Source organism: Kitasatospora sp. GAS204B, assembly GCF_029892155.1.
In the GTDB taxonomy this organism is placed as follows: Bacteria; Actinomycetota; Actinomycetes; order Streptomycetales; family Streptomycetaceae; genus Kitasatospora.
Window position 1 is genome coordinate 23,942 of record NZ_JARZAG010000015.1, and the last position, 25,075, is coordinate 49,016.

Genomic DNA, 25,075 nt, shown 5'->3' on the forward strand with positions numbered 1-25,075 from the left:
CTCATCCGCAGGGCACACTTCGCTGCGTACCGATTATCGGCACGGGACGGCAGCTGTCGTCCGACTGTTAAGCCACTTGTCATGTGCGCGGACTTCACGCGTCATCGACGCCGTGCCTTACTTGGAGAGCTACGCGCGTTGCACGTCGGAGCTACGCGCGTCACATCTCCCCGTCTACCCCCCACGGAGACTTGAATGAGACTCACGCGTCGCGCCTTGATCAGCCTCGCCGCCGGGGCCACCGCCGCCGCCGGCATGCTGGCGCCCGTGACCGCCGCGCACGCCGCGACCGGGACCTACTCCCTGGTGATCCTGCCGGACCAGGGTGAAAGCGCGATCTACAACTTCGTCAACTCCGCGACGAAGTCGATCGATGTGACGATCTACGAGCTGCGCGACACCACCCTGGTCAACGACCTGGTGGCCAAGGAGAAGGCGGGCGTCGCCGTCCGCGTCATCCTGGACTCCCAGCACTCCTCCATCGACGGCGCCGCCTACAGCGCGCTGTCCGCAGGCGGCGTGGGGGTCACCTACTCGTCCTCCGCCTACGTCTACACGCACCAGAAGACCATCACCGTCGACGGCGCCAAGTCCTACATCAGCACCGGCAACTTCGACACCACGTACTACGCCACCTCGCGCGACTACGGAGTCTTCGACACCGACGCCAACGACGTCAGCGCGATCGAGAAGGTCTTCGCCGCGGACTACGCGAAGACCTCGATCACCCCCGGCGACGGCGACGACCTGGTCTGGTCGCCGACCGACTCGCAGACCCAGTTGCTGAGCCTGATCAACGGGGCCCAACACTCCCTGGACGTCCAGGAGGAGGAGTTCGGCGACACCGCCCTGATCAACGCGATCGTCGCGGACCAGCAGCGCGGCGTCACCGTCCGGGTGGTGGCCGAGAACGAGAACAACAGCTACACCTCGCAGCTCAACCAGATCACCGCCGCGGGCGGCAAGGTGACCACTTACACCAGCTCGACCGGGTTCTACGTCCACGCCAAGGCGATCGTCGCCGACTACGGCACCTCGACCGCCAAGGCGTTCGCCGGCTCGGAGAACTTCTCCGACAACTCGCTGAACCACAACCGCGAGTTGGGCCTGATCGTCAGCGACCCGGGCGTGGTCGGCGGCCTGGAGTCGACGATCACCGCCGACTTCAACCAGACCAGCAGCGCCGGCGTGACCGTGGCCAACCCGGGCAACCAGACCGGCACCGTCGGTGGCGCCGCCAGCGTGCAGGTCTCGGCGACCGACACCACCGGCGGCACCCTCTCCTACGCGGCCACCGGGCTGCCGGCCGGGCTGTCGATCGACTCCTCGACCGGGCTGATCTCCGGCACCCCGACCGCCTCGGGCACCTCGAACGTGACCGTAACGGCGACCGACTCGACCGGCCCCTCCGGCTCCACCACCTTCAGCTGGACCGTCGACGCGGTCGCCGGGAACACCGTGACCGTGACCAACCCGGGCACCCAGACCAGCACGGTCGGCTCCGGCGCAAGCCTGCAGATCGCCGCCGGCGACTCCGCCTCCGGCCAGACCCTCACCTACAGCGCCACCGGACTCCCGGCCGGCCTCTCGATCAACTCCACCACCGGCCAGATCACCGGCACCCCCACCACCGCCGGCACCTCCAGCGTGACGCTGACCGCCACGGACACCACCAACGCCAGCGGCTCCACCACCTTCAGCTGGACCGTCGACCCCAGCTCGGGCGGCGGCTGCACCCCGGCCCAGCTGCTCGGCAACCCGGGCTTCGAGACCGGCACCGCCGCCCCGTGGACCACCTCCACCGGCACGGTCAGCAACGACAGCAGCGAGCCGGCACACAGCGGTAGTTGGGATGCCTGGCTGGACGGTTACGGCACCACGCACACCGACACCCTCGCCCAGACCGTCGCCGTCCCGAGCGGCTGCTCCAGCTACCAGCTGAGCTTCTGGCTGCACGTGGACACGGCCGAGACCAGCACCACCACCGCGTACGACACCCTCAACGTCCAGGTGCTGAGCAGCTCCGGCACCGTGCTCGGCACCCTGCACACCTACTCGAACCTGGACCACCTCACCGGTTACGCCCAGCACACCTTCGACCTGTCGGCCTACGCCGGTCAGACCGTCACGCTGAAGTTCACCGGAACCGAGGACAACGAGTACCAGACCTCGTTCGTCCTCGACGACACGGCGTTCAACGTCAGCTGACACATCGTCAGCTCGGTTGACTCCCGGGCTCCCGGGCTCCCGCCTCGCCGTCGAAGCGAGGCGGGAGCCCTGTCGTCGACCGGCGCACGCTTCCAGCCATGGGCACGAAGACCTGCGCGCCTCGCCGAAGACGTTGGTGACCCGGTTCACGGGCCGGAGCCGGGCGACATCCGCGGACCTGCGGGCCACCGTCCGACCTGGGCTCCCGAACCAGGCGGTCGCCGTCTCGCTCGATGGACTGGACAGCGCAGGCGAGGCGGCGCTGCCGCCCAGAAGCCCGCCGCTCGGGGTTCTGCCCCAGGAGCTGAACCGCAACACCCTCCGCGTCAGCCGACCCAGCGCGCGGCCGCCGGGACAAGGGGACACCGGCTATGGACTAATGTTCCTGCGGTGAAGGGTATACGACGGCGGTCGCCCGCCAAGCGCGGTGGCGAGCGCACCTCGACCGCAGGGTCTCGATTGGGTTGGCTGGATGCTTTGCGCGGCCTCGCCGCGCTGGTGGTGGCGCTGTATCACTTCGGCATCCTCGAACTACTGCCGTTCGGCGGGGCGGTGTGGGCGCACTTCGACCTCGGCCTGTACGGGGTGATGATGTTCTTCCTGGTCAGCGGGTACATCATCCCGGCCTCACTGGAGCGCCGGGGTGACGTGCGGGCGTTCTGGGTGGGGCGCATCTTTCGGATCTACCCGGCACTGATCGGCACCTACGTGGTGGCCATCATGATCCTGCCCAAGGGGGACGGCGCTGTCGCGCTGTTCCGGACCGGTCACAACGTGATCTCGCTGACGGCCAACGCCACCATGCTCCAGGACATGCTCAACGTGGTGAACGGCATGGGCGTGACCTGGACCCTGACCTACGAGATGACCTTCTACTTCCTGGTCACCGGCCTGTTCACGCTGGGCTGGCACAAGCGCAGCAGCCTGTTCGCGGTGGGCTTCGCCGCAGTGGGCCTGGTGTTCGGCGGCACGCTCACCTCCGACCTCTTCGCCCATGACCTCAACTCCACCCGGCACCTGGTGCTGGCGGCCGCGCTGATCGTGCTGATGGGCTTCGTCTGCATGCTCAGCGGCAACCCGGCACTGACCCGGATCGGCGGCCTGCTGGTCGGTGCCCTGGCCGCCGTGCTGCTGTTCACCAACGGTCGAGCGCCCATCTTCGAGACCCTGCTGATCTTCGCCACGATGTTCGCCGGCACGGTGATCTACCGGGCCGAGCACGGGCAGCTCGACAAGACGCAGGCCTGGCTGGTCTGCGGCTTCGTGGTGGTCTCCGGCGTGGCCATCGGTTGGATGTACAACCGCAACGGCATGGAGAACCAGACCTGGAACGCCGGCTGGATCGCCTGGTGCGGCTCCTACACCGGGGCCTGGGCGACCTTCCTCGGCGCTATGGCGCTGCGCAAGCGGCGCTTCCCGAAGGTGCTGACCTGGCTCGGCGCGGTGAGCTTCTCGGTGTACCTGCTGCACGTCCACCTGCTGCACACGCTCGGCCCGATGTTCGGCATCCCGCCACGGCCCACCGCGGTGGGCGCCAAGGTGCTCTGGACGGCCACGTTCCTGGCAGTGACGCTGGCGGCCGCCTACCTGATGTACCGGCTGGTGGAGCTGCCGTGCCAGAAGCTCGGCCGGAAGGTGCTGAAGACGCTCGAACGGGTCCTGCCGGCACCACCCGCGCCGCCCGTGCCCGCGCCCGCGCTGTCAACCCCGGGCACACCTGCCGCGGTGCCTGCGACCGAGCCGAAGGTCCCCGCCGAGGCGGGTTCACACAGCGGCTGAGCCGCTGGCCGCAGACATCGAGTTTTCTTGGGCTCGGTACCGTCCTGCCTGGACGGTGCCGAGCCCTCTGCAGTCCCCCCGGCGGAAGCTCGGGAAGGTCTCGTGACTGACGGTTACAGCCTGGAGTCAGCGCGCAGCCGATCCCGGATCTGCGCATGCATCGCGCAGCATCCTCCGACGTTGCGCACCGCAACGCTGAACCTGCGAACCGCAGCCGCTCAGGGGCTGGAGAGCAGGTCGCGCAACAGGGCGACCGTGTCGGGGGCGAGGCTGCGGCCGGTGCGGCGGCTCAGGGCGTCCAAGCGGTTGACGGCCTTGAGGAGTTGGTCGCGGGCGCCGGCCGAGGCGTAGGCGTAGAAGAGGTCGCGGTGCAGGAGTTCGACGTCCGGGGCGACGGCGAGGCCGCGGAACACGGCGGCCTCGGCGCTGCGGTGGTCGCCGTACTGCAGGCGGCGGGCGGCGAGTTCGTGGGCGGTGTCGACGATGGCGGCGAGCATGTCCTGGCGGAATGCCTCGGCCCAGGTGTAGCCGCTGTCCGGGGTCTCGGCGAACGGGGCGCCACGGACCAGCGCGAGGGCGTGGGCCAGGGCGGCGTCGGCGGTGGTGCTGGTGCTGCGCATGCCGCGGCGGTAGAGGCTGCGGAACTCGTCCCAGTCGCAGGTGACGGTCGGGGCGAAGGTGCAGCTGTCGTCGGCGTCCTGGCGCAGGAAGGCGCGGCCGTCCGGGTCGCTGCCGATCCAGTCGGCCAGCGCGGCGAAGGTGGCGGGCAGTGCCTGGTCCGGGCGCGCGTGATCGCCCGGGTGCAGGGCGCGGTCGGCTGCGGCGGGGTCGGAGCCGGGGTGCAGCGCCAGGTAGGCGGCGAGTTCGGTCAGGCCGGGCACGGTGGCCGGGTCGGTCGGGCCGCACGCGCCGAGCACGTCGACCGGGCCGAGCAGCCGCACCCGGGGGGTGGTGCGGATCGCGTGCGCCTCCGGGGAGCGGAGGATCGCGAGCAGGTCGTCGGCGTCGGTGCGGACCACCGCGGGGCCCGGGATCGGGGTACCGGCGGCTGGGGTGGCGGAGTCAGGGGCGGCGGCCGTCGGAGTCGGGTCGGCCTGGACCGGCTCGGGGCGGAACGGGACGCGCGGGTCGGGCAGTACGGGCGACGGCTCGGGGGCGGCGTCGTGGATGGGGGCGGGCTCGGGGGCTGCGGGGGGTTCGGGGGCTGCGGGGGGTTCGGAGACTGTGCGGGACTCAGGGACCGCGGGCTCAACCGGCGTGATGACGGGCCGGGGTGGCACCGGCTGACCGCTGATCGCCTGCAAACCGCGGCTGTTGATGCTGTGGCGGGCCGAACCGGTCGGCGCGGCAGCCGGGTTGACGGTCGCGAACGGGCTGCTTCCGGTTCCGATCAACCGGCTGATCAGGCGCGGCCCGTCCTCCGGCGGTCCGTCGGGCAGCGCATCGCCGACGAACGCGGCGGTGCCCGCGCCGACACCGGCCAGCACCGGTACCGGCTTGGGCAGATCGGCCGGCTCCAACTCCTCGCCCTCGAAGGTCCAGGAGGGCGCGGGGTGTTGCTCGGTGGACTCGGCGGTGCTCACCAGCTCGCCCCAGTGGCCGAACTGTTCGTCGGTCAACCGCTGCAACTGGAAGGCCAGGTGCAGGCCCGGCAGGGTGGCGGGGCCGGTGCTCGGCAGTGTCCAACGGGCCACCGGGCCGGCGCCGCGTTCCGGGGCGCGGGCGATCACGGCCAGGCAGGTGCGCGGCCTGCCGTCGAGCAGTCGGCCGAGTTCTGCCGGAACGTCCCCGGTGGGCGGCTGCGCGGAGAGCACGATCTCGGGCACCCAGGCGTCGCCGGCGTGGCCCCGGCTGCGGGCGTCGCGCGGATGGGCCGCGCCGACCTCGACCAGTGAGGTGCGGGCCTTGGCGATCCGGGGTTCGAGGGCGGCGAGCGCGGTCTCCAGGGTCGGGTAGCGGTGCACCCGGTCGGCGACGGTGTCGGAGACCGGCAGGTCGTCGGCGAAACCGACCAGGTGCAGGCTGAGCTTGTCGGCCAGCGGACTGTGCGCCAGCTCCAGGGCGATGGTGCGCAGCACCCCGCGCGCGTCGTCCGGGTGGCCGGCCAGGTGGAGCAGCCGGACCGTCTCCAGGTCGGCCAGCACGGCGGCGCCGTCGGTGGCCGTGCCGAGGGTGACCAGCGCCGGGTAGGGGGCGGGCACCTTGGCGGCCTGCTGGACGGAGAGCAGAGCGGTGGAGTCGGCCGAGCACCACCACACGTTGGGCGCGTGCGCGGCGCGGAACGGCGCGATCGGGACGGCGGGGGCGGCCAGGTGCAACTCGACCGTGCCACCGGTGGTGACCCGGACGGCCGCGAGCGCGGGCAAGCGCTTTCCGGTGCGGCTGACGTTGCGGGCCAGGGTGCGCAGCGAGCGGTTCAGCAGGTCGAGCCCGGTGCTGTTCTGCCTGACCCGCAGTTCCGCCTCGAAGGTGGCGGCGGGCAGCGTGGGCATCGGGATCCGGTGCCGGGGGCGGCGGGCTCGCTGCTGTGCGCCACGCCGGTGGGCGACCGATCCGATCAGCACGGCGGCGAGCAGCACCCCGATGCCTGCGGCGGCGAGCGCGGCGGTGTAGTCGCCGGCCGGCTCCTCCATGGAGGCCTTGGCCTGGTGAGCGCTTTCCTGCACGCTGCCACCCGCCCCCTCGTGAGCGCCCGGGCCGGGGGCGGCAGCGCTCGGGTGTGGGGCCGCATCGACGGACGGGCCGGTGGAGGGGTGCGCGACCGGCTGGGTGGTGGGGTGCGCGGACGGCGTCGACGCGGCCGGCGCGGATGCCGCGAGCGCGGGCGCGGACTGCGTGGGAGCCGGCGTGGCGGGCGTCGCGGACGCCGACTGCGGCACTGCGGCCGGGGCAGGAGCAGGAGCAGGGGTCGGCGCAGCGGCCGCCGGCTGGGCAGCCGCTGCGGCCGGAGCGCCCGGGACGGTCAACACCATCCCCGGCACGACCACGTTCGGATCGGTCAGCGTCTCCCCGTCCGGTGCCCGCACTCCCTTGTTGGCGTCGAACAGCTGCTGCCAGTCGTCCGAACTCCCCAACTCCCGTTGCGCGATGGCGGAGAGGGTGTCACCCGAGCGGACGGTCGTGGTGGCGTCGTGCGCCCCCTGCCCCTGCGGGCCGCCGGCCGCCGAAGCCGACTGCGCCGCTTGCGCCGAAGGCGTGCCGGAGCCGTCCGGCTTGGCGTCCGACGGCATCAGCAGCTGCCACCCCGGCTGGATCGGCCGGTCGGCGTCGAAGCGCTCACCGGAACTGTCCATCACCCGCCCGGCGTTGAGCTTGGCGATCTCCTGCCAGCGCTCCCCCGAGCCGAGTTGGCGCTCGGCGATCGACCAGAGGCTGTCGGCCGGCCGGCTGTCCCGCACGGTGTAGCCGGGGTGCTGGGCCTGCGGTTGCGGGTCGGCGGCCGGCAGCGCGAGGGTCGGCGCGGCGGCCGGTGCAGCGGTCAGAGCGGCGTACCGTGGTGCGGCCGTGAGCTGCGCGGGCGCGGCGGCCGCGGCGATCTGCCCCGGCGCGGCGGCGGCGAAGGAGGCGCCGGCCACCGGCAGCAGCGCGATCACCGCGCCGACCAGGCCGGCCGCCATCCGCTGGCTCCAGCCGAAGGCCGGGATCCGCCGGGCCACCCGGCCGCGCAGCTGGGCCGGGATCTCCAGCAGCACGGAGAGCGCGAAGCAGCCCCACCCGAGCCAGCCGATGCCGACCAGCGCCCAGAGGAAGAGCTGCCCGTTGTCCGGACTGGAAAGCGCTTGCCAGATGCCGTCGTGGCCCACCCCGCCCATCGCGGCCACCGCACGGGTGCCGTAGAGCAGCAGCGCGGGCACGCCGACCAGCAGGCCGGCCAGCACCAGCAGCGCACCGAAGGCGGCCGGCAGCGAGCGCAGCGGGTTGCGCCGGCGCCCCGGCGGGCGGGCCGCCGTTCGGGCCCGAGCGGCAGCCGGCCCGCTCTTGGGGCGCCCCGCGGTGGAAGAACTCTCCGGGCGGGTACGGACCTTGGCTCGTGGCGCGGCCATCAGGCGCCTCCCGCTTTCTGGTTGCCGGTCACCGGAGTGGCGGTGCCGATGCCCTGGACGGGCAGGGTGGGTGTGTTGAAGAGCCCGAGCAGCGCGGTGTGGTACGTGGTGTTGATCACGAAGGTGACGCTGGTCGCATCGGCTGGTGGCGGGTGGCCGGGGTCCGGCCAGTCCGCGGTCAGCCCGCCTCCGTAGGTCTGCCGCAGATAGGCGTTCGCGGCCTGGCGGGCGGCGTTCGTGTCGATCAGCAGCCCCTGGCCGCCGAGCAGCGCGCCCTGGTCGATCTGCTGGCCACCGACCCGGGCCGCCTCCTCGGCCAGCGCATCGGCCCGTTCCAAGGCGTTCAGGCGGCCGCCGCAGTCCAGCACGATGCCCATGAAGAGCATCATCACGCTGGCGCTGAGCGCCACGAAGATCGAGATGGTGCCGCGGTCGCGACCCCCCCGATGGACCCTCACGTCCCCTCCCCAGGGCCTGATGTGTGCACGCGCTCGGTCACCGGATCACAGGCGGCCACCGGATCACTGCGGTCGGTAGTAGTCGATGGCCGATGTGAACGACTGGTCAAACTCCATCTCGCCCGGTACCCCGGTCACGAACAGATCATTCACCTGAACCGTGCACTTGATGTCGACCCGGACCATCTGCAGCGGTATGTTCCCGGTCTGCAGCGAAGTTCTGCCGGCCTGGACCGTCAACCTGTGGCAGCTGACGCCGCTCTGTGCGAGTGACTGCGCAACCGCCGTGCCGGCCACCTGGTTCAGCTGCTTGTCGGACTCGCTCGCCACGTAGTTCAGGGTCACGGTGCGCGCGCCGACCCTGGCGGCCTCCTGCACGCTGCCGGAGGCCGTCTCCAGCTGACCGATGATCACCACCAGGCTGAAGAGCGCCGCGATGGCCGGGATCAGGATCGCCGCCTCGATCGCGAGACTGCCCCGTTCGGTGCCCGCACGCTCGATAGCCGCACGCTCGCCGACCTCGCCCGCGCTGCCCGCCCGCCCGCTGACCTCGATCGCCCGCTCCTCGTGCTCGCTCATGGTCCGACATACCGTTCGATCGGTTCCTGCACCTGCTGGTCGACCTTCAGGCCGTCCAGCCAAGGCAGCACGAACAACGGCGTGAACTCCACCTTCACCACGATCGTGTTGCTGCCCGCAGGCCGCCGGACTCCCACGGTCGGCGTCCCGAGAACCCCGTTGAACGGTGCCAGGAAAGCGCTTGCCCGGTCGCCGGCGGCCTGGTCCGTGCCGCCGTACGCGCGCCCCGCGTCCGCCCCTTCGCGCGCCGCGGCCAAGGCCACGCTCTCCGAGTACCAGAGCAGCGCGACCTGGACCACGAGCAGCACCAGCAGCACGATCAGCGGGAAGACGAGCGCGAAGCTCAAGGTGAGGACCCCACGGTCAGCGCGGTCGTCCACCCACCGTCGCCACCCCGTCAGTTGGGCGTGATGTTCTTCGGCAGGGTGCTCGGGACGGTGCTCTTCACCGTGTTGCTGAAGCTGGTGACCGCCGCCAGGATCGCGCCGGCGATCGCCACCACGACGATCACGATCAGTGCCATCTCGATGCTCAGCGCGCCACGGTCGCCCGCGGCCCGGGCCGACCGGGCGCGGCCGGCGTGGACCCGCAGCACCATCGCCCCGAGTTGCAGGGGCAGTAGCAGTGGCAGCAGGAACAGCTGTGTCAGGGTCCGCAGGGTCTTCATGGTTCGGTCTCCTCGGGGGACGGAAGTCCGGTGGGCCGGACGGGCATTCAGAACACATGGAGCATCTGGTAGAGCGCGGGATAGACGATCAGGACGGTCATCAGCAGGGTGAGCGCCGCGCCCGGCGCCACCATCTGCTCGCTGGTGGAGCCGGCCTCGGCCAGTTCGGCGGAGAGGAGTTCGTCGCGCAGACCCTTGGCGCGGGCCCGCAGGGTGTCGTACACGGCGGCGCCGTCGGTCCCGGAGAGCCGCATGATGTCGGCCACGTCCTGTAGGGCGGTCAGGCCGAGTTCGTCGGCGAGCGCGTCCAGGCCGTCCCACGGCGGCAACCGGTCCGTGGCGGCGCGTTCCAGGGCGTCGCGCAGCCGGCGGAACACCGTGCCCCGACCGACCGCCGCCGCCCGCCGCATCGCCTCGGCCGGGCCGTGGTCGGCCGCCCGTTCCAGCGCCACGAGTTCGAGGTACGCGGCGATCCCGTGCAGGTACTCGGTGCGGGCCTCCTTGGCCTCGCTCTGCACGATCGCGTCGGGAAGCACCCAGCCGCCGGCCGCGAGCGCCACGCCGAGCAGCGCGGGCAGTGCCACCGGCATGGCGAGGCCGGTGAGTTGCGCCATCGCCGAGAGGTAGCCGGGCAGCACCAGGCCGATCAGCGCGAAGAGCAGCTTGTGCGCCATGAACCGCGCCGGGGTACGGCCGATCAACGCCAGCGACTGCAGCGGCACTCGGGAGCCGGCCAGCGCGAGCGAACGGTTGCCGAGCCGGTCGTACCAGGACCCGTCCAGCGGCGTCTCGCCGTCCCGCTGCTCCACCGGGGCCCGGTGCAGCCGCTCCAGCGCCTGCCCCAGGTCCGGTGGGGCAGGCCGCAGTTCGGCGATCAGCAGGGCGATCCCGGCGGCCGCCACGCACCCGGCGAGCACGGCCCAGGGGGAGATCATCGCGGCTCCTTCGACAGGGACGGCTCGGCACCGCCACGACCGCCGCCAGCACCACCGCCAGCACCACCGCGGGCACCGGCAGCGGGCGCGGCGGGAGCGTCCTCGGCCGGGTCGGCGGGCTCGGGCAGCCTGCCGACCCGGCTGCGGCGGTCCGCCTCCAGCAGGCGCGACAGCGGCTTGTGGGCGGCCAGCGACCGCATCCAGGCGATCACCGCGACGAACAGCGCGGCCAGTGCCGCCAGCACCAACTGCCCCTGGAGCGTGCCGTACGGCGCGGTGTACCGGTCGTTGAACGAACCGACCACGATCACCAGGAAGATGATCGTGACCAGCCAGCGGATGGTGGTCCGGTGCTTGGCCCGGTCGGCCTCGATCGCCCGCCGCTGGCGGACCTCGTCACGCACCGACTCGGCCATGTCGGCCAGCGCCCGGCTCAACCCGGGCCCGCTGTCGCCGGCCCGCAGCAGCAGGGCGGCCAGCACCTTGTCCGCGGTGGCGTCGGCCAGGCTGTCGGCGAAGGCGCGCAGCGCGTCCTCGGCATTCCACCGGGACTGCAGCCGGGCGACCAGGTCCTCCACCTCGTCCTTCAGCGCGGCGGGCGCGGTGCGCCTGCTGGTGATCAGCGCCTGGTTGAGGCCGGTGCCCAGGAGCAGCACGTCGGAGAGCCGCTGGGTCCAGTCGGCAAGCGCTTCCAGCCGGACGATGTGCCGGGTGTCGGAGCGGGTGACCGCGAAGAGCCAGGGCAACCCGAAGATCACCAGCGGGACCAGCACGACGGTCACCGCAATCCGGCTGAACAGCCAGGTCAGCGGCCCGGCGACGAGCGAGAGCGCAAGCTGGATCCGGCGCAGCCGCACGACGCCGGGCGCGGGCACTCCCGGCGCGCCGTACCAGAAGACGTGGGCGCGGGTGGCCAGCGGACTCGGCTCGGCCCGCTCGGTCCTGCCCCCCGCACCGGCCAGACCGGCCACCAGGGCGAGCAGGCCACCGACCAGCAGCACTCCGCACAGCGCGTACAGCAGCATCATCGCAAGCCTCCGATCCGCAGCGGCAGCGGCGCGCTCCAACTCCCGTACGCGGACTGCAGCAGCCCCGCGTCGAACCCGGCCCGGCGCAGGTCGTCCAGGCAGTTCGGCGGCGTGTGCGGAACGGCGCGCGGCTCGCCCAGGTCGGGGCGCGGGCCGAAGACGGTGTTCAGCGCGGGCCGGCCCTGCTCGCCGAGCCCGGTGATCTCCAGCACATGGGACACGAAGCGGTGCCGACGGCCGCCCACCGGGGTCTCGTCGACCATCGAGACGTGCACGATCAGGTCGAGTGCGTTGGCCGTCAGCCGGTAGGCGAGGCTGTCGGTCATGTGCGCGCCGTACTCCAGGCAGAGTTCGGCGATCCGGTCCACCACCATGTGCGGACCGCGGGCGTGCAACGTGCACATCGACCCGCCCTCGCCGTTGGTCATCACCCGCAGCATCGGCACCACCTCGCCGGAGCGGACCTCGCCGACGATGATCCGGGAAAGCGTCATCCGCAGTGCGGCCGGGATGAGTTCGCCGATCGTCAACTCGCCGGCGAGCTTGCCGTCGACCCGCTCGCCGTTGCCCTCGCGCGCCTCCATCGGGACCACCTGGCGCAGGTGGCCCAGGGTGTGCAGCCAGAGCTCGAACTCCGACTCCAGGGTGCCGATCCGCTCGTCCGGCGGGATCTCGGCCGCCATCGCGCGCAGCAGGCTGGTCTTGCCGACCCCCTGGGTACCGGTGATCATCACGTTCTTCCGGGCCCGGATCGCCGAGGCCAGGAAGGCGGCGATGGTCGAGTCCACGGTGCCGAGGTTCACCATGTCGGCGAGGGTGGCCGACGCGACCCGGTGCCGCCGGATCGCGACGTACGGGCGTGGGGTCACCTCGGTCAGCGCCTGCAAGCGCATTCCACCCTCCAGGCGCAGCGCCAGGGTGGGGTTGGCGGTGCTCAGGGTGCGCTCGCCGCCGCCGTGCTGACGAGCCAAGTCCTGCAGCAGCTCGACCAGTTCGGCGTCGCTGTCGGCCACCGGGGGGACCTTGCGCAGCGGTTGGTGCACTCGGGAGACCCAGACGTCGTCGCAGCCGTTGATCAGGATGTTCTCGATCTCCGGGTCGTCCAGGTAGGGCTGCAGCCGCCCGGCCCGGAAGAGCAGGTCGAAGACGGCCTCGGCGAGCGCCCGGTCCTGCTCCCGGGTCGGGGGCACGCCGTGCAGCTGCGCGTGGTTGTCGGACCAGCGGGCCACGGCCTCCTCGATCAGTGCCCGCCCACGCTGCCGGCGGGTCGCACGATCGACGTCCGATCCCTGACCACCCGTCAACTTCGAAAGCTGATGGTGGAGTTCGTTCGCCACCTGCCGCTTCAGTTCACGGGCCACCCGGGTATCCACGGCGGGTGCGGTGCCCGGGCCCCACTGCTCGGGGACGGGGAGCGCGGGGAGACCCGCCGGGGACGCGGTGGGGGTTGGTGTCGGGACGGGGGGCGGCGTGGGAGTGGGGGGCGGCGTGGCGGTGGGCGTGGGGGGCATGGGAGGCATGGCCGACCAAGGCTGCCCGGCGGCGAGGTGGCCGGCCGTGGGAGCCGCCGGCCCCGGCACGCCGGCGCCCGGCGGCACCGGGCCGGGAGCGAGGCGCAGCGGCACGCCGGTGGCGGTGGCCGCCCCCGCGCTCGGCGCCACCTGGACCACCGGGGTCGGCCCAGGGCCGCCGAAGGTCGCGGCCCGGCGCACCCAGCCCGGGGCGGCCTCCTGCGCCGCGAAGCCGTCCGCCGTCACACCTGCAACCGCGCCGGCAGCCGCCGGGAACGGGCCGCCGGGCGCGAACGGCCCGACCCCCGAGTCACGTTGCGGCGCCGACGGCGGCGCCGGCTGTTGCTGTTGCTGGAACTCGGCCGGATCAGCCGGGGCTGTGGATCGGTCACGCATGGGGCTACCGCGCACGGAGGACCTCCCCCTGAGTCTCGGCTTCCTCGGTCGGGCCCGGGAACGGCTCGGGGGCCGCCGGGTGCGGCGCTATCCCGGCCAGCGGCGGATACGACTGCCCTGGCGGCACCGGCCCGGGCACCACCTGCACCGGACCGGCCGATGGCACGTAGACCTGCCCCACCGGCGACGCGAACGCCTGACCACCGGGCGCCGGTTCGGGGAACGCCGGCGCCGGGTACGTCGGTTCGGGGAACGGCAGCGCCGGGTACATCGGTTCCAGACGCGCCGGCTCCGGGTACGGCGGCGCCGCATACGCCGGTGGCATGTGCCCGGGCTGCGCAGGCGCCGGCGGCACCGGGGCCGACCACACCGGGGCCGGCGCCACCGGCGCGACCGCCGCAGGCTGGTACGGCTGCTGGTACTCCGGCGGCACGAAGACCTCCCCGGACGGCGGCGCGTACGGCTGCCGGTAACCGTCCCCCTGGTCGATCGAGGTCATCGCCGCACCCGCGTAGTCGGGCGACTGCCGCTCCGGCGCCACCCCCCAACCGGCGCCGGCCGCCGGCATCGGCACGCCGGCATCGCCGACCGCACCGACCGTACCGACAAACAACTCTGACGGCTCATCAGCGATCAGTGGCACCAGCCGGCTCAACCGCGCCCGGCGCTGCTCGACCAGACCCTGGATCCGGTCCGCCGCCGTCCGCGCGGTGCGCATCAGCTCCGACCTGATGAACCGTCGATCGGTACTGTCCCCACCGTCCGAGAGCACCCGGGCGGTGCGGACCGCGTACGGGAGCACGCCGAGGACCGGCAGGTCGAGTTGACGCGTGACGTCGGCCGCCGGATACGGACCCTCGGCGATCAGCAGCAGCCCGAGTGCGTCGCCACCGGTACCCGCGCTCTCCAAGTCCTCGCGCAGCGCGGCCAGTCGCGGGCGGGCCGCACTGAGACCGCGCAGCGTGGTGCGGACGGTGGCGACCACCGCGTCGGCCCGCCGGGCCAGCACCGCGCCGGCGCCGAACGCGCCCGAGCGGCCGAGGTCCAGCAGCACGTCGTACCCCTGCGAGTCGAGCGCGTGGAGTTCCTCGACCAACGGTTCCCAGGTGTAGGCGAGCCCGGCGGCCTGGGCGGGATCGGTCAGCCCCGGCAGCAGCAGCCGGCTGCCCTCCCCGTCCGGCGAGATGTCGATCAGCTGGTCCCAGAGGCTCTGCGCGAGCAGCCCGCGCCGGTCGGCGACCGCCAGGTTGCGCAGCCCGTAGACCGCCTCGACCCGGCCCTCCAGGGCACCGGCCAGCACGGCGCCGCCGTCCGGGTCGCACTCGGCCAGCAACATCTTGCGGCCTGCCGCCAGCGGCCAGGCGAGCAGCAGGGCCAGCGCCGAGGTGGTGGCACCGGGGGCGCCCAGGCCGCCGGTCACCGCGATCACGGCCATCAGGCGCTCCCTGCGGCGCGCGAACCGGCGGGCACCGGACTCCCGGTCGGCGAGGTGAAGGAACCGGACGACGCCGACGAACCGGACGACGCCGACGAACCGGACGGCGCGCCCGACGCGCCGGTCTTCGGCGCCAGGATCACCTGGTACCTGCCGGCCGCCGCCCAGGTCGCCAAGGTCGGCGCCTGGCTGGGCGGCACCGCGACGTCGATCACCTGGCTGCCGTCGCCACCGGCCTTGCCGAGCTGGGCGACCACCGCGTTCATCGTCACGGGGCCCGCTGAGGCGCCACCGGAGCCGGTCGTGGGCTGGTCGCCGCCGATCAGCACGATGACGATCTGCTGCCCCACCTGGACGCCCTCGGCGGGCAGTTGGGACGTGTGCACGGGCAGGCCGACCTCTTGCATGCCGGGCTGCACCACCAGGTCCCTGGTCAGGTCGGCCGCCAGCAGCAGCGAGCCCTGGTGCAGGTCGGTGGTGGCCCGCTGGCCGACCGCCAGGCTCAGATCGGCGGCGGTCACCGGTGCCAGCGCCGGGTCACTGGCGATCCGGGCCACCACCAGATCGTCACTGGTAAGCGCTTTCCCGTACGGCACGTCCCGGGCCAGCGCCAGCACCGCGATCCGCTGTCCGGTGCTGTTGTAGAGCACCGCACCGCCGAGCCCGCCGGCCGCGACCAGCGCCGCCGCCATCGCGATCACGGCAGGCCGACGCCGCCGGGCCCGTAGCGACCGCGACGGGGCGAGCGGCCCGGGCCGGGCCTCGGCACGCACCGTCGCGGGAGGCGCGGAAGTCGCGGCCGCCTGGTCCTGGCCGTAGCCGGCGGCTCCCGGTGCGCCGAGGGTCGGCGACGAGAAGGTGCGGTTCTCCATCGGACTTCGGCCTTCCTGACGAGCGGGGACGAGCGGGGCGAACATGTTTGGGGTGACTGCTAGTTGAGTACCTGGAGGCCGCTGACCTGGAGCGCCATCGGGTTGCTGGAGACCGAGACCTGCACCGGCCCCCAGGGCTCGCCGCCGTTGATCATGTCCTGGGTGTGGACCGTCCAGGTCTGGGTGACGACCAGCGAGAAGCTGCCCGCCGGCACCCCCGAAGCACCGGCCGACGCCTTCGCCGTGGGCGCGGGCGAGCCGGACGCGTTCACCGACAGCGAGCCGAAGGTCGCCAGGCAGGCGTCCGCCGGCGGGTTCTGCTCCAGCCCCGGCTGGTACGGGTGTCCGGCGCCCTTGCCCGGGCAATCCACCACTGCCTCCTTACCGGTGGCCGGATCGCGGTAGCCGAGGTCCCAGGACACGTCGGTCAGGGTGGCGGTGGCGTCGACCGAGACGCCGTCCAGCGAGGCGTTGATGGTCATCGGGCCCACCGTCTCGGCCTGCGTGCCGTTCGGGACGTCGTACCAGAGCCAGACCGGCACCCCGACCAGTGCCTGGCCGGTCGGCGCGCTGTGCGGTGTGGGCTGGAGGAACGGGAGCTTCTTGAACGCGATCAGGGCGACCGTCGCGGGGGAGGGCGGCGGTGCGCCGATGTTCGGCGGCTTGTTCAGGAACTTGGTGGACACGGTCCCGTCGACGCAGCTGACCAGGTAGACCGAGCCGTCGTTCGGGCTGTTGCCGCCCCAGGACTTGTCGTCGGCCGGCGGCTGCGGGTCCTCCGGCGTTTCGTAGCAGCCGTGTTCGCTGTCGAACCACCCCAGGTCAGCGTCCCAGCACGGGTACTGCTGCTTGTTGAACGTGCAGGTCGCCTCGCCGCCCCCGGAGCCGGGCGATCCGGTCGGTCCGCCGGTCGAGCCGGGGCTCCCCGGAACTCCGACCACCAGGCAGATCGCCTGGACCACGCAGGGATTGAGCCCCCCCGTCGGCGTGGCCGCCTGCGCGGGGATCGTCGCCGCGGCCACCAGGCCGATCGGCAGCAGTAGTTGGCCAAGGAATCGACGCATTGTGCTCAGCATGTCCGGCCCGCCTCGCGATTGAACTCGAACACCATCCAGAAACTTCCGTCCAACCGCAGCACGGCCTGCGCCGGATATCGGGTCAGCCGCTGCGGTGCGTCCTTCAGCGAGCCGTCCCCGGCATCGGCCTGATGCCAGCCGGAGACGTCCACGCAGTCCTCGATCACCGCGCTCTGCGACGAGCCGTTCAGATCGAGGCTCTGCACCACGGGAGAAAGCACCGGCTTTCCGGTCATCACCAACTTGGCAGCGTGCAGCGAATGAAGGCTCAGCAGGATGTTTCCGAGTGCGGTCCCGTTGGAATAGACCCTGGCTTGGGCGCCGTTCGGATCGGCTCCCGAGTAGGCCGCCACCTGTGCGGCCCACCAGTCCTGATACGTGCTCAGCACCACTCGGCCGACCGCCCCCGGCGCCCCCGTGGTGGGCGCGACACTCCCTTTCGACGCCCCGCCCGAGGACCCGCTCGCGGCGGCACCCGGCCCCCCGGCCGTACCTGTGCCCGCCGCACCGCCGGACGGTCCCGGAGTCGGCAGCAGCCCCCCGCCGACCGCATCTGCCCCACCGGGCGCACTCGTTGAAAGCGACCCCGCCACCCCCGGCGAACTCCCCGCGCAGCCGGCCACGAAAAGCGTGAGCAGAACCGCCGCACCGACCCCGACCGCCCGTCGGCGTAAGAAAGCCCTGTAACGGCGCATAGCCCCACCTAGTCGCGACCACCCGACCCGGCCCCGAAGTTGGCAGAAAACACCTGCCGGCTGCCGAAGTGCGGTGTGGGGCACGATTCTTCGCCAACCCCACCACGTACGGCAACACCTTGGGCCCCTGACCTTACGCGGAAGGCGGATCCGTTGGGGCACTTTCGCGCCACAGAACAGCCAACAGTTCTTCGGAAACCGACAATCCGGCCAGCGCACCGCGCACCGCGGCCCGATTTCGCAGCAACAACCGGCCACCCGAAGGGGGGACCAGCAGGCGCGCTTCCAGGCCTGACGCCAGTTCACCCCACGCCAGCTCGGCGGCGACGGTGGGTTGCAGCTCAGCCGGCGCGAGCGCGGGGGGCGCGCTCGGCACCCCGCGCTCCAGCACTCGCCCGAGCGCCCAGCTGAACGACCCCTCACCACCCGGCAGCACCGCCGAGCGCCCCCGCCGCCCCCCGGGGTAGGGACCGACCCGCCCCCAGAGCGGCACCCGCGAGTGGGCCAGCAGCTCCGCCACCCCCTGCTCGCCGTCCAGCCCGCCGATCGCCGCCCAGGTGTCCGGCGCGGCCACCACGTCGACCAGCAGCAAGGCCTCCTCCTGCGCGCCGTGCACCATGCAGCTGACCACCCAGTCCCAGGCCAGCCCCCGCCGGTAGGCGTTTTCCGGGGTGCTGCCGCCGGTCACCAGCGCCAACCGGCGACCGCGCGGGTCGGCGACCAGCTGCCCGAGCAGGCAGACCACCAGCCAGCGGCTCTCCTGCCGGGCCGCCTCACGCAGCGCGGTCAGCATGGTGTTCGCATCGGCCTCCGGCGGCACCACGGTCACCCGGCAGCCCCGGTTGCCGGTGTCGAAGCAGACCGGCGGCAGCGCCTGGGCGAGTACCTGTGCCCCGTGCGCCGCCTGGGCCGAGCCGCCGTAACTGCGCTCCGGCCCGCCGTTCGCACCTATCACCACCAGGTCGACACCGCCGGACGGCCCGGTGGCAGCCGCATCCGTCCCTCTGACACCCACGCCCACACCCGTCACTGCCGCACCCCTCTTAGCCGTACTCGTCCCCGTTGGTCGCCACTCTGCCGCACCGGTCCGCCTTGACGTGCGGGTATCCACCCGCAGCCGGCCCGCTCGCCCCCTGGTGCCGGCCGCACACCCCCGCCGCCGCACCCGGACAGCCGAGCTGTCGCCCCGGGTCCGGGACCATGGGCCCTACTGGCCCGCCCGCGAGGAGCGCACCATCGGGTTTATGGACCTGGTCGACCGTATCGAGGATCTCAGCGAGGCAGAATGCCTGCGGCTGCTCAGCACCGTGCCCATCGGACGCGTGGTGTACACCGAGCACGCGTTGCTACGGGTCCTCCCGGTCCCCTTCACGCTGAACCCGGACGGCCGGCTGGTGCTCGCGATGCTGCCCGGCACCAGCCTCGCCCGTGCCCTGGACGGCACGGTCGCCGCCTTCCAGGCCGACCACCTCGACGCGCCGAACCGGACCGGTTGGAGCGTGGTGGTGCACGGGCCCGCCGAGCTGGTCCGTGACGCCGAGCGGCAGGCCGCACTCGTGCGCAGCGGCCCGCGACTGTGGGTGACCGGGCAGGAGCCGATGTTCGTACTGCTCAGCGCCGAACTGGTCTCCGGGCGCCGCCTGCCGCCCCCGGACGCACCGCCGCAGCCAACCCGGAGCGCTCCGCCGCTGCCCGCGCCCAGCTCACCGCCCGGGCAGCGCCACCCCGGCGCCAGCTGACCGGCCGGTAGGACTACGCTCCCGGGGACGGGTCCGGGGCCTGGGGCCTGTACGGCCCTTGGCCGGCCGGCCCGAGCCCCCGACGAACCTCAGGAGCGCAGCATGACGATCTTCGCCACCCTGGACGAGCTGACCGCGGCGGTCGGCTCCGAGCTCGGCCGCAGCGCCTGGCACACCGTCACGCAGGAGCAGGTCAACCTGTTCGCCGAGGCGACCGGCGACCACCAGTGGATCCACGTCGACCCCGAGCGCGCCAAGACGGGCCCGTTCGGCGGTCCGATCGCACACGGCTACCTGACGCTCTCGCTGATCCCGCTGCTGGCCAAGGAGTGCTATGGCGTGGAGGGGATCAAGATGGCCCTCAACTACGGCTCGGACAAGGTGCGGTTCCCGGCCCCGCTGCTGGTCGGCACGCCGATCCAGGCCACCGCGGAGCTGCTCTCGGTGACCGAGGTGGCCGGCGGGCAGCAGGCCGTGGTGCGGTTCACCATCGCCAGCGAGGCCAGCGCCAAGCCGCACTGCGTCGCGGAGGCGATCACCCGCTTCTACCTCTGAGGCGACCGGCGCGGGCCCGACCGGGACGGGCCTGTCAGGGCGACCCTGACCACCTGCGGTGCAGGCGACCTGACGCATCGTCGGCGATCGTCCGCGATCGCCGGCCGACCCGCCCCGAACGGCGGGCCGATCATGCGATCCACCGCGCTCGGCCGGTTCGCGCCCGGTAGTCTCCCGATGAGGTGTTGATCGTTTCGAGCGGGCACCACGCCACACCGGTGCCCGCTCGATGTGGTGCCGCTGGCACAGCGGCACCGTTGACGTCCCGCTCCTAGGAGGCGCCGTGCCCGGCCCCGTCCCCAGCACGTCCCGACTCACCGACCTTCGTGGTCTGACGGCCGCCGGCTGGCGACGGATCCGGACGGACGCCTTCGGCGCCGTTCCCGCCGGCGCACGTCTGGAGCGGATCCTGCGCAGCCCCAACTTCGTGGAAGGCGCGTTCCGCAACCCGGTGCCGACCCGGCGACTGGTCTACGAGCGCTCGCCGCTGGAGATCACCCGCGCCCAGCTCGCTTCCGACAAGGCCCGCCGGGTGCCCGGCCGCCCGATCCCGGTGCACCGGCTGCACCCGGCCGAGCTCGCGACCGCGCCCGCCTCGGGGCTGCGGCTGACCTGGCTGGGCCACGCCACCGTGCTGGTGGAGCTGGACGGCCGCCGGGTGCTCTTCGACCCGGTCTGGGGCGTGCGCTGCTCGCCGTTCCCGGGTATCGGCCCCAAGCGGCTGCACCCGATGCCGATCCGGTTGGCCGACCTCGGCCCGGTGGACGTCGTGGTGATCTCCCACGACCACTACGACCACCTGGACATGACGACGATTCGGGCCCTGATCGGCTCCGGCGCCCGGTTCGCCGCCCCGCTCGGGGTGGGCGCGCACCTGGAGCACTGGGGCGTACCGGCCGAGCGGATCACCGAGCTGGACTGGTGGGAGTCCGCCGAGCTGGCGGGCCTGACGCTGACCGCGACACCCGCGCGGCACTACTGCAGCCGCGGCCCGCGTACCGACCCGCAGATGCTGTGGGCCTCCTGGGCGGTGGCCGGCCCCGAACACCGCGTCTTCCACAGCGGGGACACCGGCTACTTTCCCGGCTTCGAGCGGATCGGCGAGTTGCTCGGCCCGTTCGACGCGACGATGACCCAGGTCGGCGCCTACAGCAAGTTCTGGCCCGAGGTGCACATGACCCCCGAGGAGGGGGTGCGGGCCCACCTGGGCGTGCGGGGCGGTCTGCTGCTGCCGATCCACTGGGGCACCTTCAACCTGGCGCCGCACCCCTGGGAGGAGCCCGCCGAGCGCACGGTGGCGGCCGCCGCGGCGCTCGGCGCCACGGTGGCGGTGCCGCTGCCGGGTGCGCCGTTCGAACCGGCCGACCCGCCGGCACTGCGTTCCTGGTGGCGGACGGTCGCGGCACTGCCCGAGCGCACCGACGAGCAACTGGCCGACCAGCAACTGGCCGACCACGCGGCGGACCTCACCCCGACGCCGACCACCGAGCCCGCTCGCACCCACGAGGACGAGGTCCCGGCCTGACGCCGCCTCAACCGCTCCGCTCGGCACGCGGCGCGGCGGCCCCGCTCAGGCGCCGCGCCGCAGCACCGCCCGCTGCACCGCCCGCTGCACCAGCAGCGTCAGCACTCCCGCGAGGGTGATCCCACACAGGTTGAGCAGCAGCTGCGCGGCCGACCCGCGGGCCTGCCCGAAGTCCGCGTAGGCCAGCGCCACCGCCGCGTTGGCCGCCGCCGGCACGGTGGTCACCGAGATCGCCACCCCCACCAGCGCGCCGGACTTGGCCGAGGTGAGCGAGAGCAGTCCGGCGACGCCGGCCAGGAAGGCCACCACGAATGAGAGCGCGTCCGGCTGGAAGATGAACGAGGTGTTCGGGCGCGCCCCGTCGAACTCCGCCTCGGTGAAGAGCCCGAAGGCGTCCATCATCAGGGCGAACAGGATGGTCAGGGCGATCGCCGAGACGAAGCCGCCGAGCAGCGCGGTCAGCGAGCGCACCGCCGGATGGGCCCGGCGCTGCACCAGAGCCACGCAGAGCCCGGCCAGCGGGCCGAACTCCGGCCCCACCACCATCGCCCCGACGACCAGCACGGCACTGTCCAGCACCACGCCACAGGCGGCCAGCATGGTCGCGGTCACGATGAAGGCCAGGTAGGTGTACGAGAGAGCGCTCTCCTCGTGGGTGACCTCGACGACCTCCTCCCAGACCACCGCGTCCGAGCCCTCCCCCGGCGCCGCGCGTTTGGCCTCCTGGGCCGCCGCCGAGATGCTCAGCTGCAGCTGCGAGACGTCGATCGCACCCCGCTCGGCGATCCCGGTGGCGCGCAGCCGCTCCAGCAGGTCGTTGGCCGACTCGCGGGCCACGTCGCAGAGCAGCACGTCCCCCGGCGGGCGCAAGGCGGCGTCGGGCAGTCCGACGACGTGCGTGACGCCGACGCTCTCCTCCAGCACGGCGCGCACGGCGCGGCGCAGGTCGACGGGGACGATCAGGCGCAGGTGCAGCACGGGGACGCTCCAGGTCAACGGCGGGTAACCCACTTCACAGTGCCCGGCGGAGCGGTCTGCCACTATGAGCGGATGGCAGACGCACCGGCACGGGACCACCGGACGGACCAGACGGAGCCGGCCCGCGCACAGGTCGCCGCACAATCCGACACCCGGGCCGACACCCGGGCCGACGCGCAGGCCGGCGGCGGCGAGGTCCGCTCCTTCCTCGATCTGCTGCGGATCGAGGAGCTGGACCAGAACCTGTACCGGGGCCAGTGCCACGCCGGTGCCCCGCTGCGCGCCTTCGGCGGCCAGGTCGCGGCCCAGGCGCTGATCGCGAGCGGTCGCACGCTGCCCGCAGGCCGCACGGTGCACTCGCTGCACGGCTACTTCCTGAGGCCCGGCGACCCCACCAGGCCGATCATCTACCAGGTGGAGCGGATCCGTGACGGCCTCTCCTACGCCACCCGGCGAGTGACGGCGATTCAGCGCGGGGAGGCGATCTTCACCCTCTCCGCCTCCGTCAAACGGCCCGAGGCCACCGGCGAGCGCCAGCGCACCATGCCGCCGGTGCCGGCCCCGGAGGAGCTGCCCGACCCGCTGGCGGGCTGGGCCGAGGCCGCACCGGAGGACTTCGACCAGGCGGCCGGCTTCCACTCGCTGGACATCCGCTTCATCCCGCCGGAGACGCCCGGCCTGCCGCCCGAGATCGAGGGTGTGCCGCAGCAGTTCGTCTGGCTGCGCACCGGCTCGCCGCTGCCCGCCGACGACAGCCTGCTGCACGTCTGCGCGCTGACCTACCTCTCCGATCTGACGCTGGCCGCCACCAGCGCGCTGCACCTGCAGCCGCACCGGTTCCAGCGCAGCGAACCGTCGGTGCTCACCATGGCCTCGCTGGACCACGCGATGTGGTTCCACCGGCCGTTCCGGGCGGACGAGTGGCTGCTGTTCGCCCAGCGCAGCCCGTCGGTCTCGGACGGGCGCGGACTGTCGCTCGGCGAGTTCTACAGCCGGGACGGGCTGCTGGTCGCCTCGGCGGTCCAGGAGACCCTGCTCCGCGAGCGCCGGGCGGCACCACCCACCTCCGCCTGACGGGGCGGCAGGACGGCCGGAACTCCGCTCCACCGTCCGGGTGAAAGCCGGGACGGCGGTGCCTCGGGCCCGTTCCCTTGGCGCCACTGGGCACCGGCCCGACCTGCTGATCTGACGCAGCGTCAAGACGGCCTCACGCACCGTCAGGATCATGGCATGCTGGCAGACGTTTTCCGGTTCCCGGTAACCAGCCGAAAGCACACCAGTCATGTCCGTCCAGACGGTCGGCGCCACCGCCCCTCGCCCGCACCCGCTCTCCTACGGGCGGCGCGGAGCGGCCACCGACCGCGCCGTGCGGGCCCGTCTGGTCCCCGTCACCGTGCTGGCCTGCGTGGCCGGCTGCGTGCTGCACGGCCCGGTCACGCTGCTGCGGCACTGCCACCCGCTGCCCGGCGTCACCCCGCCGATGCTGATGCTGGTCACGGCGATGTTCATCGGCGGCTTCGAGGTGCGGCTGGCCGACCTGGCCCGGGCGCTGCTGCGACCCGGGCTGCTGCTGGCCGGGCTGGGCGTCGCGCTGGTGCTGCGGATGGTGGTGCTGCTCGGCGCCGAGCGGGCCGCCTACTGCTGGCCGGAGCAGCACCAGGCGCTCTGGCTGGTGGTCGGGCTCTCGCTGACCGCCACCATGCCGGTGGCGGGCGCCGCCCAGACCTGGGGTGCCAAGGCCTCGGCGGACGCCTCGCTGAGCCTGGGCCTGGTGCTGGCCACCACGCTGCTCAGCCCGTTCACCGTGCCGCTCGGCCTGGCGCTGGCCGAGGAGCCGGAGACGCCGGGACCGCGTGCGGTGCTCGACAGCCTGGCGCAGGCCGACGGCACCTGCCGGTTCATGCTCCTCTGGGTGGCCGCGCCCTGCGTGGCCGGGCTGACGGCCCGTCGGCTCACCGGCCGGGTGCGCGACGGGCGGCCCAGGGCCCGGGCGCTGCCCTGGGTGCGGCTGTCGGGCCTGCTGAACGCGCTCGGTCTGACCGCGCTGAACGCCGCCGGCGTCTTCGGTGAGATCGAACTCAAGCCCAACCCGGCGCTGGTCACGCTGGCGCTGCTAGGGCCTCTCTTACGGATCTTGCCGGGCGCGCGACGCCGGGCATCCCGCCTGGACGCACCGGCGAAACGTCCAAGTACGACCCAGTACGAGGACGCTTCGCCAGCACGCCCAGCCGGGCGCCCAACGCCGCACGCTGATCCGACAAGATCCGTAAGAGAGGCCCTAGCCGGCGCCACGGTCTGCGCGGCGCCGTTCGCGGTCGGCTGGTGCGCCTGGTTCGCGGCCCGGCGCGCGCACCCGGGCCCCGGCGAGGCGGCGGCGCTGACCCTGGCAACCGGGATGAACAACACCAGCGCGGCCGCTGCGCTGGCCGGCAGCCAGTTCGGTGGCCACCCGGCCGTGCTGCTGCCGATCTTCTTCTACGGGATGGCGCAGCAGTTGCTCGCCGCCGCGGTGCCCACGATGCTGCGGCGGCGCACCGCTTGAGCCGGACTCGAGGGTCCGGGTCCACCCTCGGCCGGGCGGTTCGGTCCACAGGCT

The 25,075-nt window shown here is 73.0% G+C and carries 21 protein-coding genes; 7 read left to right on the forward strand and 14 right to left on the reverse strand.

The window, feature by feature from the left end:
• Nucleotides 1-195 precede the first annotated feature (195 nt).
• Both P3T41_RS20945 and P3T41_RS20950 read left to right on the forward strand, forming a co-directional pair.
• Nucleotides 196-2,208 carry a putative Ig domain-containing protein gene (locus P3T41_RS20945; RefSeq protein WP_280691504.1) on the forward strand — a complete coding sequence of 671 codons (2,013 nt, stop codon included), beginning with the start codon at nucleotides 196-198 and terminating at the stop codon, nucleotides 2,206-2,208.
• Between the two features lie 390 nt (nucleotides 2,209-2,598).
• Entirely contained in the window at nucleotides 2,599-3,987 is a 1,389-nt protein-coding gene (locus tag P3T41_RS20950; protein WP_280691505.1) for an acyltransferase, read from the forward strand.
• A 218-nt stretch (nucleotides 3,988-4,205) separates the two neighbouring features.
• On the opposite strand, the gene P3T41_RS20955 is transcribed toward P3T41_RS20950, so the two are convergent.
• The 13 genes from P3T41_RS20955 to P3T41_RS21015 form a co-directional block, all read right to left on the reverse strand.
• Complete coding sequence (locus P3T41_RS20955) at nucleotides 4,206-8,030, reverse strand: LysM peptidoglycan-binding domain-containing protein (RefSeq protein ID WP_280691506.1); 3,825 nt, start codon at nucleotides 8,028-8,030, stop codon at nucleotides 4,206-4,208.
• The gene (locus P3T41_RS20960) at nucleotides 8,030-8,488 is read right to left on the reverse strand and encodes a hypothetical protein (protein ID WP_280691507.1); all 459 of its coding nucleotides are present in this window, start codon (nucleotides 8,486-8,488) and stop codon (nucleotides 8,030-8,032) included. Before P3T41_RS20960 ends, P3T41_RS20955 begins: the two co-directional genes overlap by 1 nt.
• 63 nt (nucleotides 8,489-8,551) lie before the next feature.
• Nucleotides 8,552-9,067 (reverse strand): hypothetical protein, encoded by a 516-nt coding sequence (locus tag P3T41_RS20965; protein ID WP_280691508.1) that lies wholly within the window; start codon nucleotides 9,065-9,067, stop codon nucleotides 8,552-8,554.
• A complete protein-coding gene (locus tag P3T41_RS20970; protein WP_280691509.1) occupies nucleotides 9,064-9,447 on the reverse strand; it encodes a TadE/TadG family type IV pilus assembly protein in 384 nt (127 codons plus the stop codon). The genes P3T41_RS20965 and P3T41_RS20970 overlap by 4 nt, the downstream gene beginning before the upstream one ends.
• 17 nt (nucleotides 9,448-9,464) lie before the next feature.
• Nucleotides 9,465-9,734, reverse strand: a complete 270-nt coding sequence (locus P3T41_RS20975; RefSeq protein ID WP_280691510.1) for a hypothetical protein — start codon at nucleotides 9,732-9,734, stop codon at nucleotides 9,465-9,467.
• A gap of 47 nt (nucleotides 9,735-9,781) precedes the next feature.
• Entirely contained in the window at nucleotides 9,782-10,669 is an 888-nt protein-coding gene (locus P3T41_RS20980) for a type II secretion system F family protein (RefSeq protein ID WP_280691511.1), read from the reverse strand.
• Nucleotides 10,666-11,697, reverse strand: a complete 1,032-nt coding sequence (locus tag P3T41_RS20985) for a type II secretion system F family protein (RefSeq protein ID WP_280691512.1) — start codon at nucleotides 11,695-11,697, stop codon at nucleotides 10,666-10,668. The genes P3T41_RS20980 and P3T41_RS20985 overlap by 4 nt, the downstream gene beginning before the upstream one ends.
• Nucleotides 11,694-13,604 (reverse strand): ATPase, T2SS/T4P/T4SS family, encoded by a 1,911-nt coding sequence (locus tag P3T41_RS20990; RefSeq protein ID WP_280691513.1) that lies wholly within the window; start codon nucleotides 13,602-13,604, stop codon nucleotides 11,694-11,696. Before P3T41_RS20990 ends, P3T41_RS20985 begins: the two co-directional genes overlap by 4 nt.
• Nucleotides 13,605-13,608: 4 nt before the next feature.
• A complete protein-coding gene (locus P3T41_RS20995) occupies nucleotides 13,609-15,039 on the reverse strand; it encodes a hypothetical protein (protein ID WP_280691514.1) in 1,431 nt (476 codons plus the stop codon).
• A complete protein-coding gene (locus P3T41_RS21000) occupies nucleotides 15,039-15,911 on the reverse strand; it encodes an SAF domain-containing protein (RefSeq protein WP_280691515.1) in 873 nt (290 codons plus the stop codon). Before P3T41_RS21000 ends, P3T41_RS20995 begins: the two co-directional genes overlap by 1 nt.
• Before the next feature lie 59 nt (nucleotides 15,912-15,970).
• Entirely contained in the window at nucleotides 15,971-16,975 is a 1,005-nt protein-coding gene (locus P3T41_RS21005) for a hypothetical protein (RefSeq protein WP_280691516.1), read from the reverse strand.
• Between the two features lie 5 nt (nucleotides 16,976-16,980).
• Nucleotides 16,981-17,379 (reverse strand): hypothetical protein, encoded by a 399-nt coding sequence (locus P3T41_RS21010; protein ID WP_280691517.1) that lies wholly within the window; start codon nucleotides 17,377-17,379, stop codon nucleotides 16,981-16,983.
• A 436-nt stretch (nucleotides 17,380-17,815) separates the two neighbouring features.
• Complete coding sequence (locus P3T41_RS21015; protein WP_280691518.1) at nucleotides 17,816-18,697, reverse strand: hypothetical protein; 882 nt, start codon at nucleotides 18,695-18,697, stop codon at nucleotides 17,816-17,818.
• A 229-nt stretch (nucleotides 18,698-18,926) separates the two neighbouring features.
• Between P3T41_RS21015 and P3T41_RS21020 the strand changes: the two genes are divergently transcribed.
• The 3 genes from P3T41_RS21020 (at nucleotide 18,927) to P3T41_RS21030 (ending at nucleotide 21,501) form a co-directional block, all read left to right on the forward strand.
• Nucleotides 18,927-19,421 (forward strand): pyridoxamine 5'-phosphate oxidase family protein, encoded by a 495-nt coding sequence (locus P3T41_RS21020; RefSeq protein ID WP_280691519.1) that lies wholly within the window; start codon nucleotides 18,927-18,929, stop codon nucleotides 19,419-19,421.
• A gap of 102 nt (nucleotides 19,422-19,523) precedes the next feature.
• A complete protein-coding gene (locus P3T41_RS21025; protein WP_280691520.1) occupies nucleotides 19,524-19,976 on the forward strand; it encodes a MaoC family dehydratase in 453 nt (150 codons plus the stop codon).
• Nucleotides 19,977-20,307: 331 nt separating this feature from the next.
• A complete protein-coding gene (locus P3T41_RS21030; RefSeq protein ID WP_280691645.1) occupies nucleotides 20,308-21,501 on the forward strand; it encodes an MBL fold metallo-hydrolase in 1,194 nt (397 codons plus the stop codon).
• Between the two features lie 45 nt (nucleotides 21,502-21,546).
• Here P3T41_RS21030 and P3T41_RS21035 read toward each other — a convergent pair whose 3' ends face one another.
• Complete coding sequence (locus tag P3T41_RS21035) at nucleotides 21,547-22,479, reverse strand: DUF389 domain-containing protein (protein WP_280691521.1); 933 nt, start codon at nucleotides 22,477-22,479, stop codon at nucleotides 21,547-21,549.
• A 72-nt stretch (nucleotides 22,480-22,551) separates the two neighbouring features.
• Here P3T41_RS21035 and P3T41_RS21040 point away from each other — a divergent pair, with 72 nt between their 5' ends.
• Both P3T41_RS21040 and P3T41_RS21045 read left to right on the forward strand, forming a co-directional pair.
• On the forward strand, nucleotides 22,552-23,553 hold the full coding sequence (locus tag P3T41_RS21040; protein WP_280691522.1) for an acyl-CoA thioesterase II: 1,002 nt from the start codon (nucleotides 22,552-22,554) through the stop codon (nucleotides 23,551-23,553).
• Between the two features lie 208 nt (nucleotides 23,554-23,761).
• The gene (locus P3T41_RS21045; protein ID WP_280691523.1) at nucleotides 23,762-25,021 is read left to right on the forward strand and encodes a hypothetical protein; all 1,260 of its coding nucleotides are present in this window, start codon (nucleotides 23,762-23,764) and stop codon (nucleotides 25,019-25,021) included.
• Nucleotides 25,022-25,075 lie beyond the last annotated feature (54 nt).

What these genes read in the sequence shown, in the direction of transcription:
- P3T41_RS20945 (WP_280691504.1), top strand. Translation starts at nt 196, where the DNA reads ATGAGACTCACGCGTCGCGCCTTGATCAGCCTCGCCGCCGGGGCCACC.
- P3T41_RS20955 (WP_280691506.1), bottom strand. Translation starts at nt 8,030, where the DNA reads ATGGCCGCGCCACGAGCCAAGGTCCGTACCCGCCCGGAGAGTTCTTCC.
- P3T41_RS20965 (WP_280691508.1), bottom strand. Translation starts at nt 9,067, where the DNA reads ATGAGCGAGCACGAGGAGCGGGCGATCGAGGTCAGCGGGCGGGCGGGC.
- P3T41_RS20975 (WP_280691510.1), bottom strand. Translation starts at nt 9,734, where the DNA reads ATGAAGACCCTGCGGACCCTGACACAGCTGTTCCTGCTGCCACTGCTA.
- P3T41_RS20980 (WP_280691511.1), bottom strand. Translation starts at nt 10,669, where the DNA reads ATGATCTCCCCCTGGGCCGTGCTCGCCGGGTGCGTGGCGGCCGCCGGG.
- P3T41_RS20985 (WP_280691512.1), bottom strand. Translation starts at nt 11,697, where the DNA reads ATGATGCTGCTGTACGCGCTGTGCGGAGTGCTGCTGGTCGGTGGCCTG.
- P3T41_RS20990 (WP_280691513.1), bottom strand. Translation starts at nt 13,604, where the DNA reads ATGCGTGACCGATCCACAGCCCCGGCTGATCCGGCCGAGTTCCAGCAA.
- P3T41_RS20995 (WP_280691514.1), bottom strand. Translation starts at nt 15,039, where the DNA reads ATGGCCGTGATCGCGGTGACCGGCGGCCTGGGCGCCCCCGGTGCCACC.
- P3T41_RS21000 (WP_280691515.1), bottom strand. Translation starts at nt 15,911, where the DNA reads ATGGAGAACCGCACCTTCTCGTCGCCGACCCTCGGCGCACCGGGAGCC.
- P3T41_RS21005 (WP_280691516.1), bottom strand. Translation starts at nt 16,975, where the DNA reads ATGCGTCGATTCCTTGGCCAACTACTGCTGCCGATCGGCCTGGTGGCC.
- P3T41_RS21020 (WP_280691519.1), top strand. Translation starts at nt 18,927, where the DNA reads ATGGACCTGGTCGACCGTATCGAGGATCTCAGCGAGGCAGAATGCCTG.
- P3T41_RS21025 (WP_280691520.1), top strand. Translation starts at nt 19,524, where the DNA reads ATGACGATCTTCGCCACCCTGGACGAGCTGACCGCGGCGGTCGGCTCC.
- P3T41_RS21040 (WP_280691522.1), top strand. Translation starts at nt 22,552, where the DNA reads ATGGCAGACGCACCGGCACGGGACCACCGGACGGACCAGACGGAGCCG.
- P3T41_RS21045 (WP_280691523.1), top strand. Translation starts at nt 23,762, where the DNA reads ATGTCCGTCCAGACGGTCGGCGCCACCGCCCCTCGCCCGCACCCGCTC.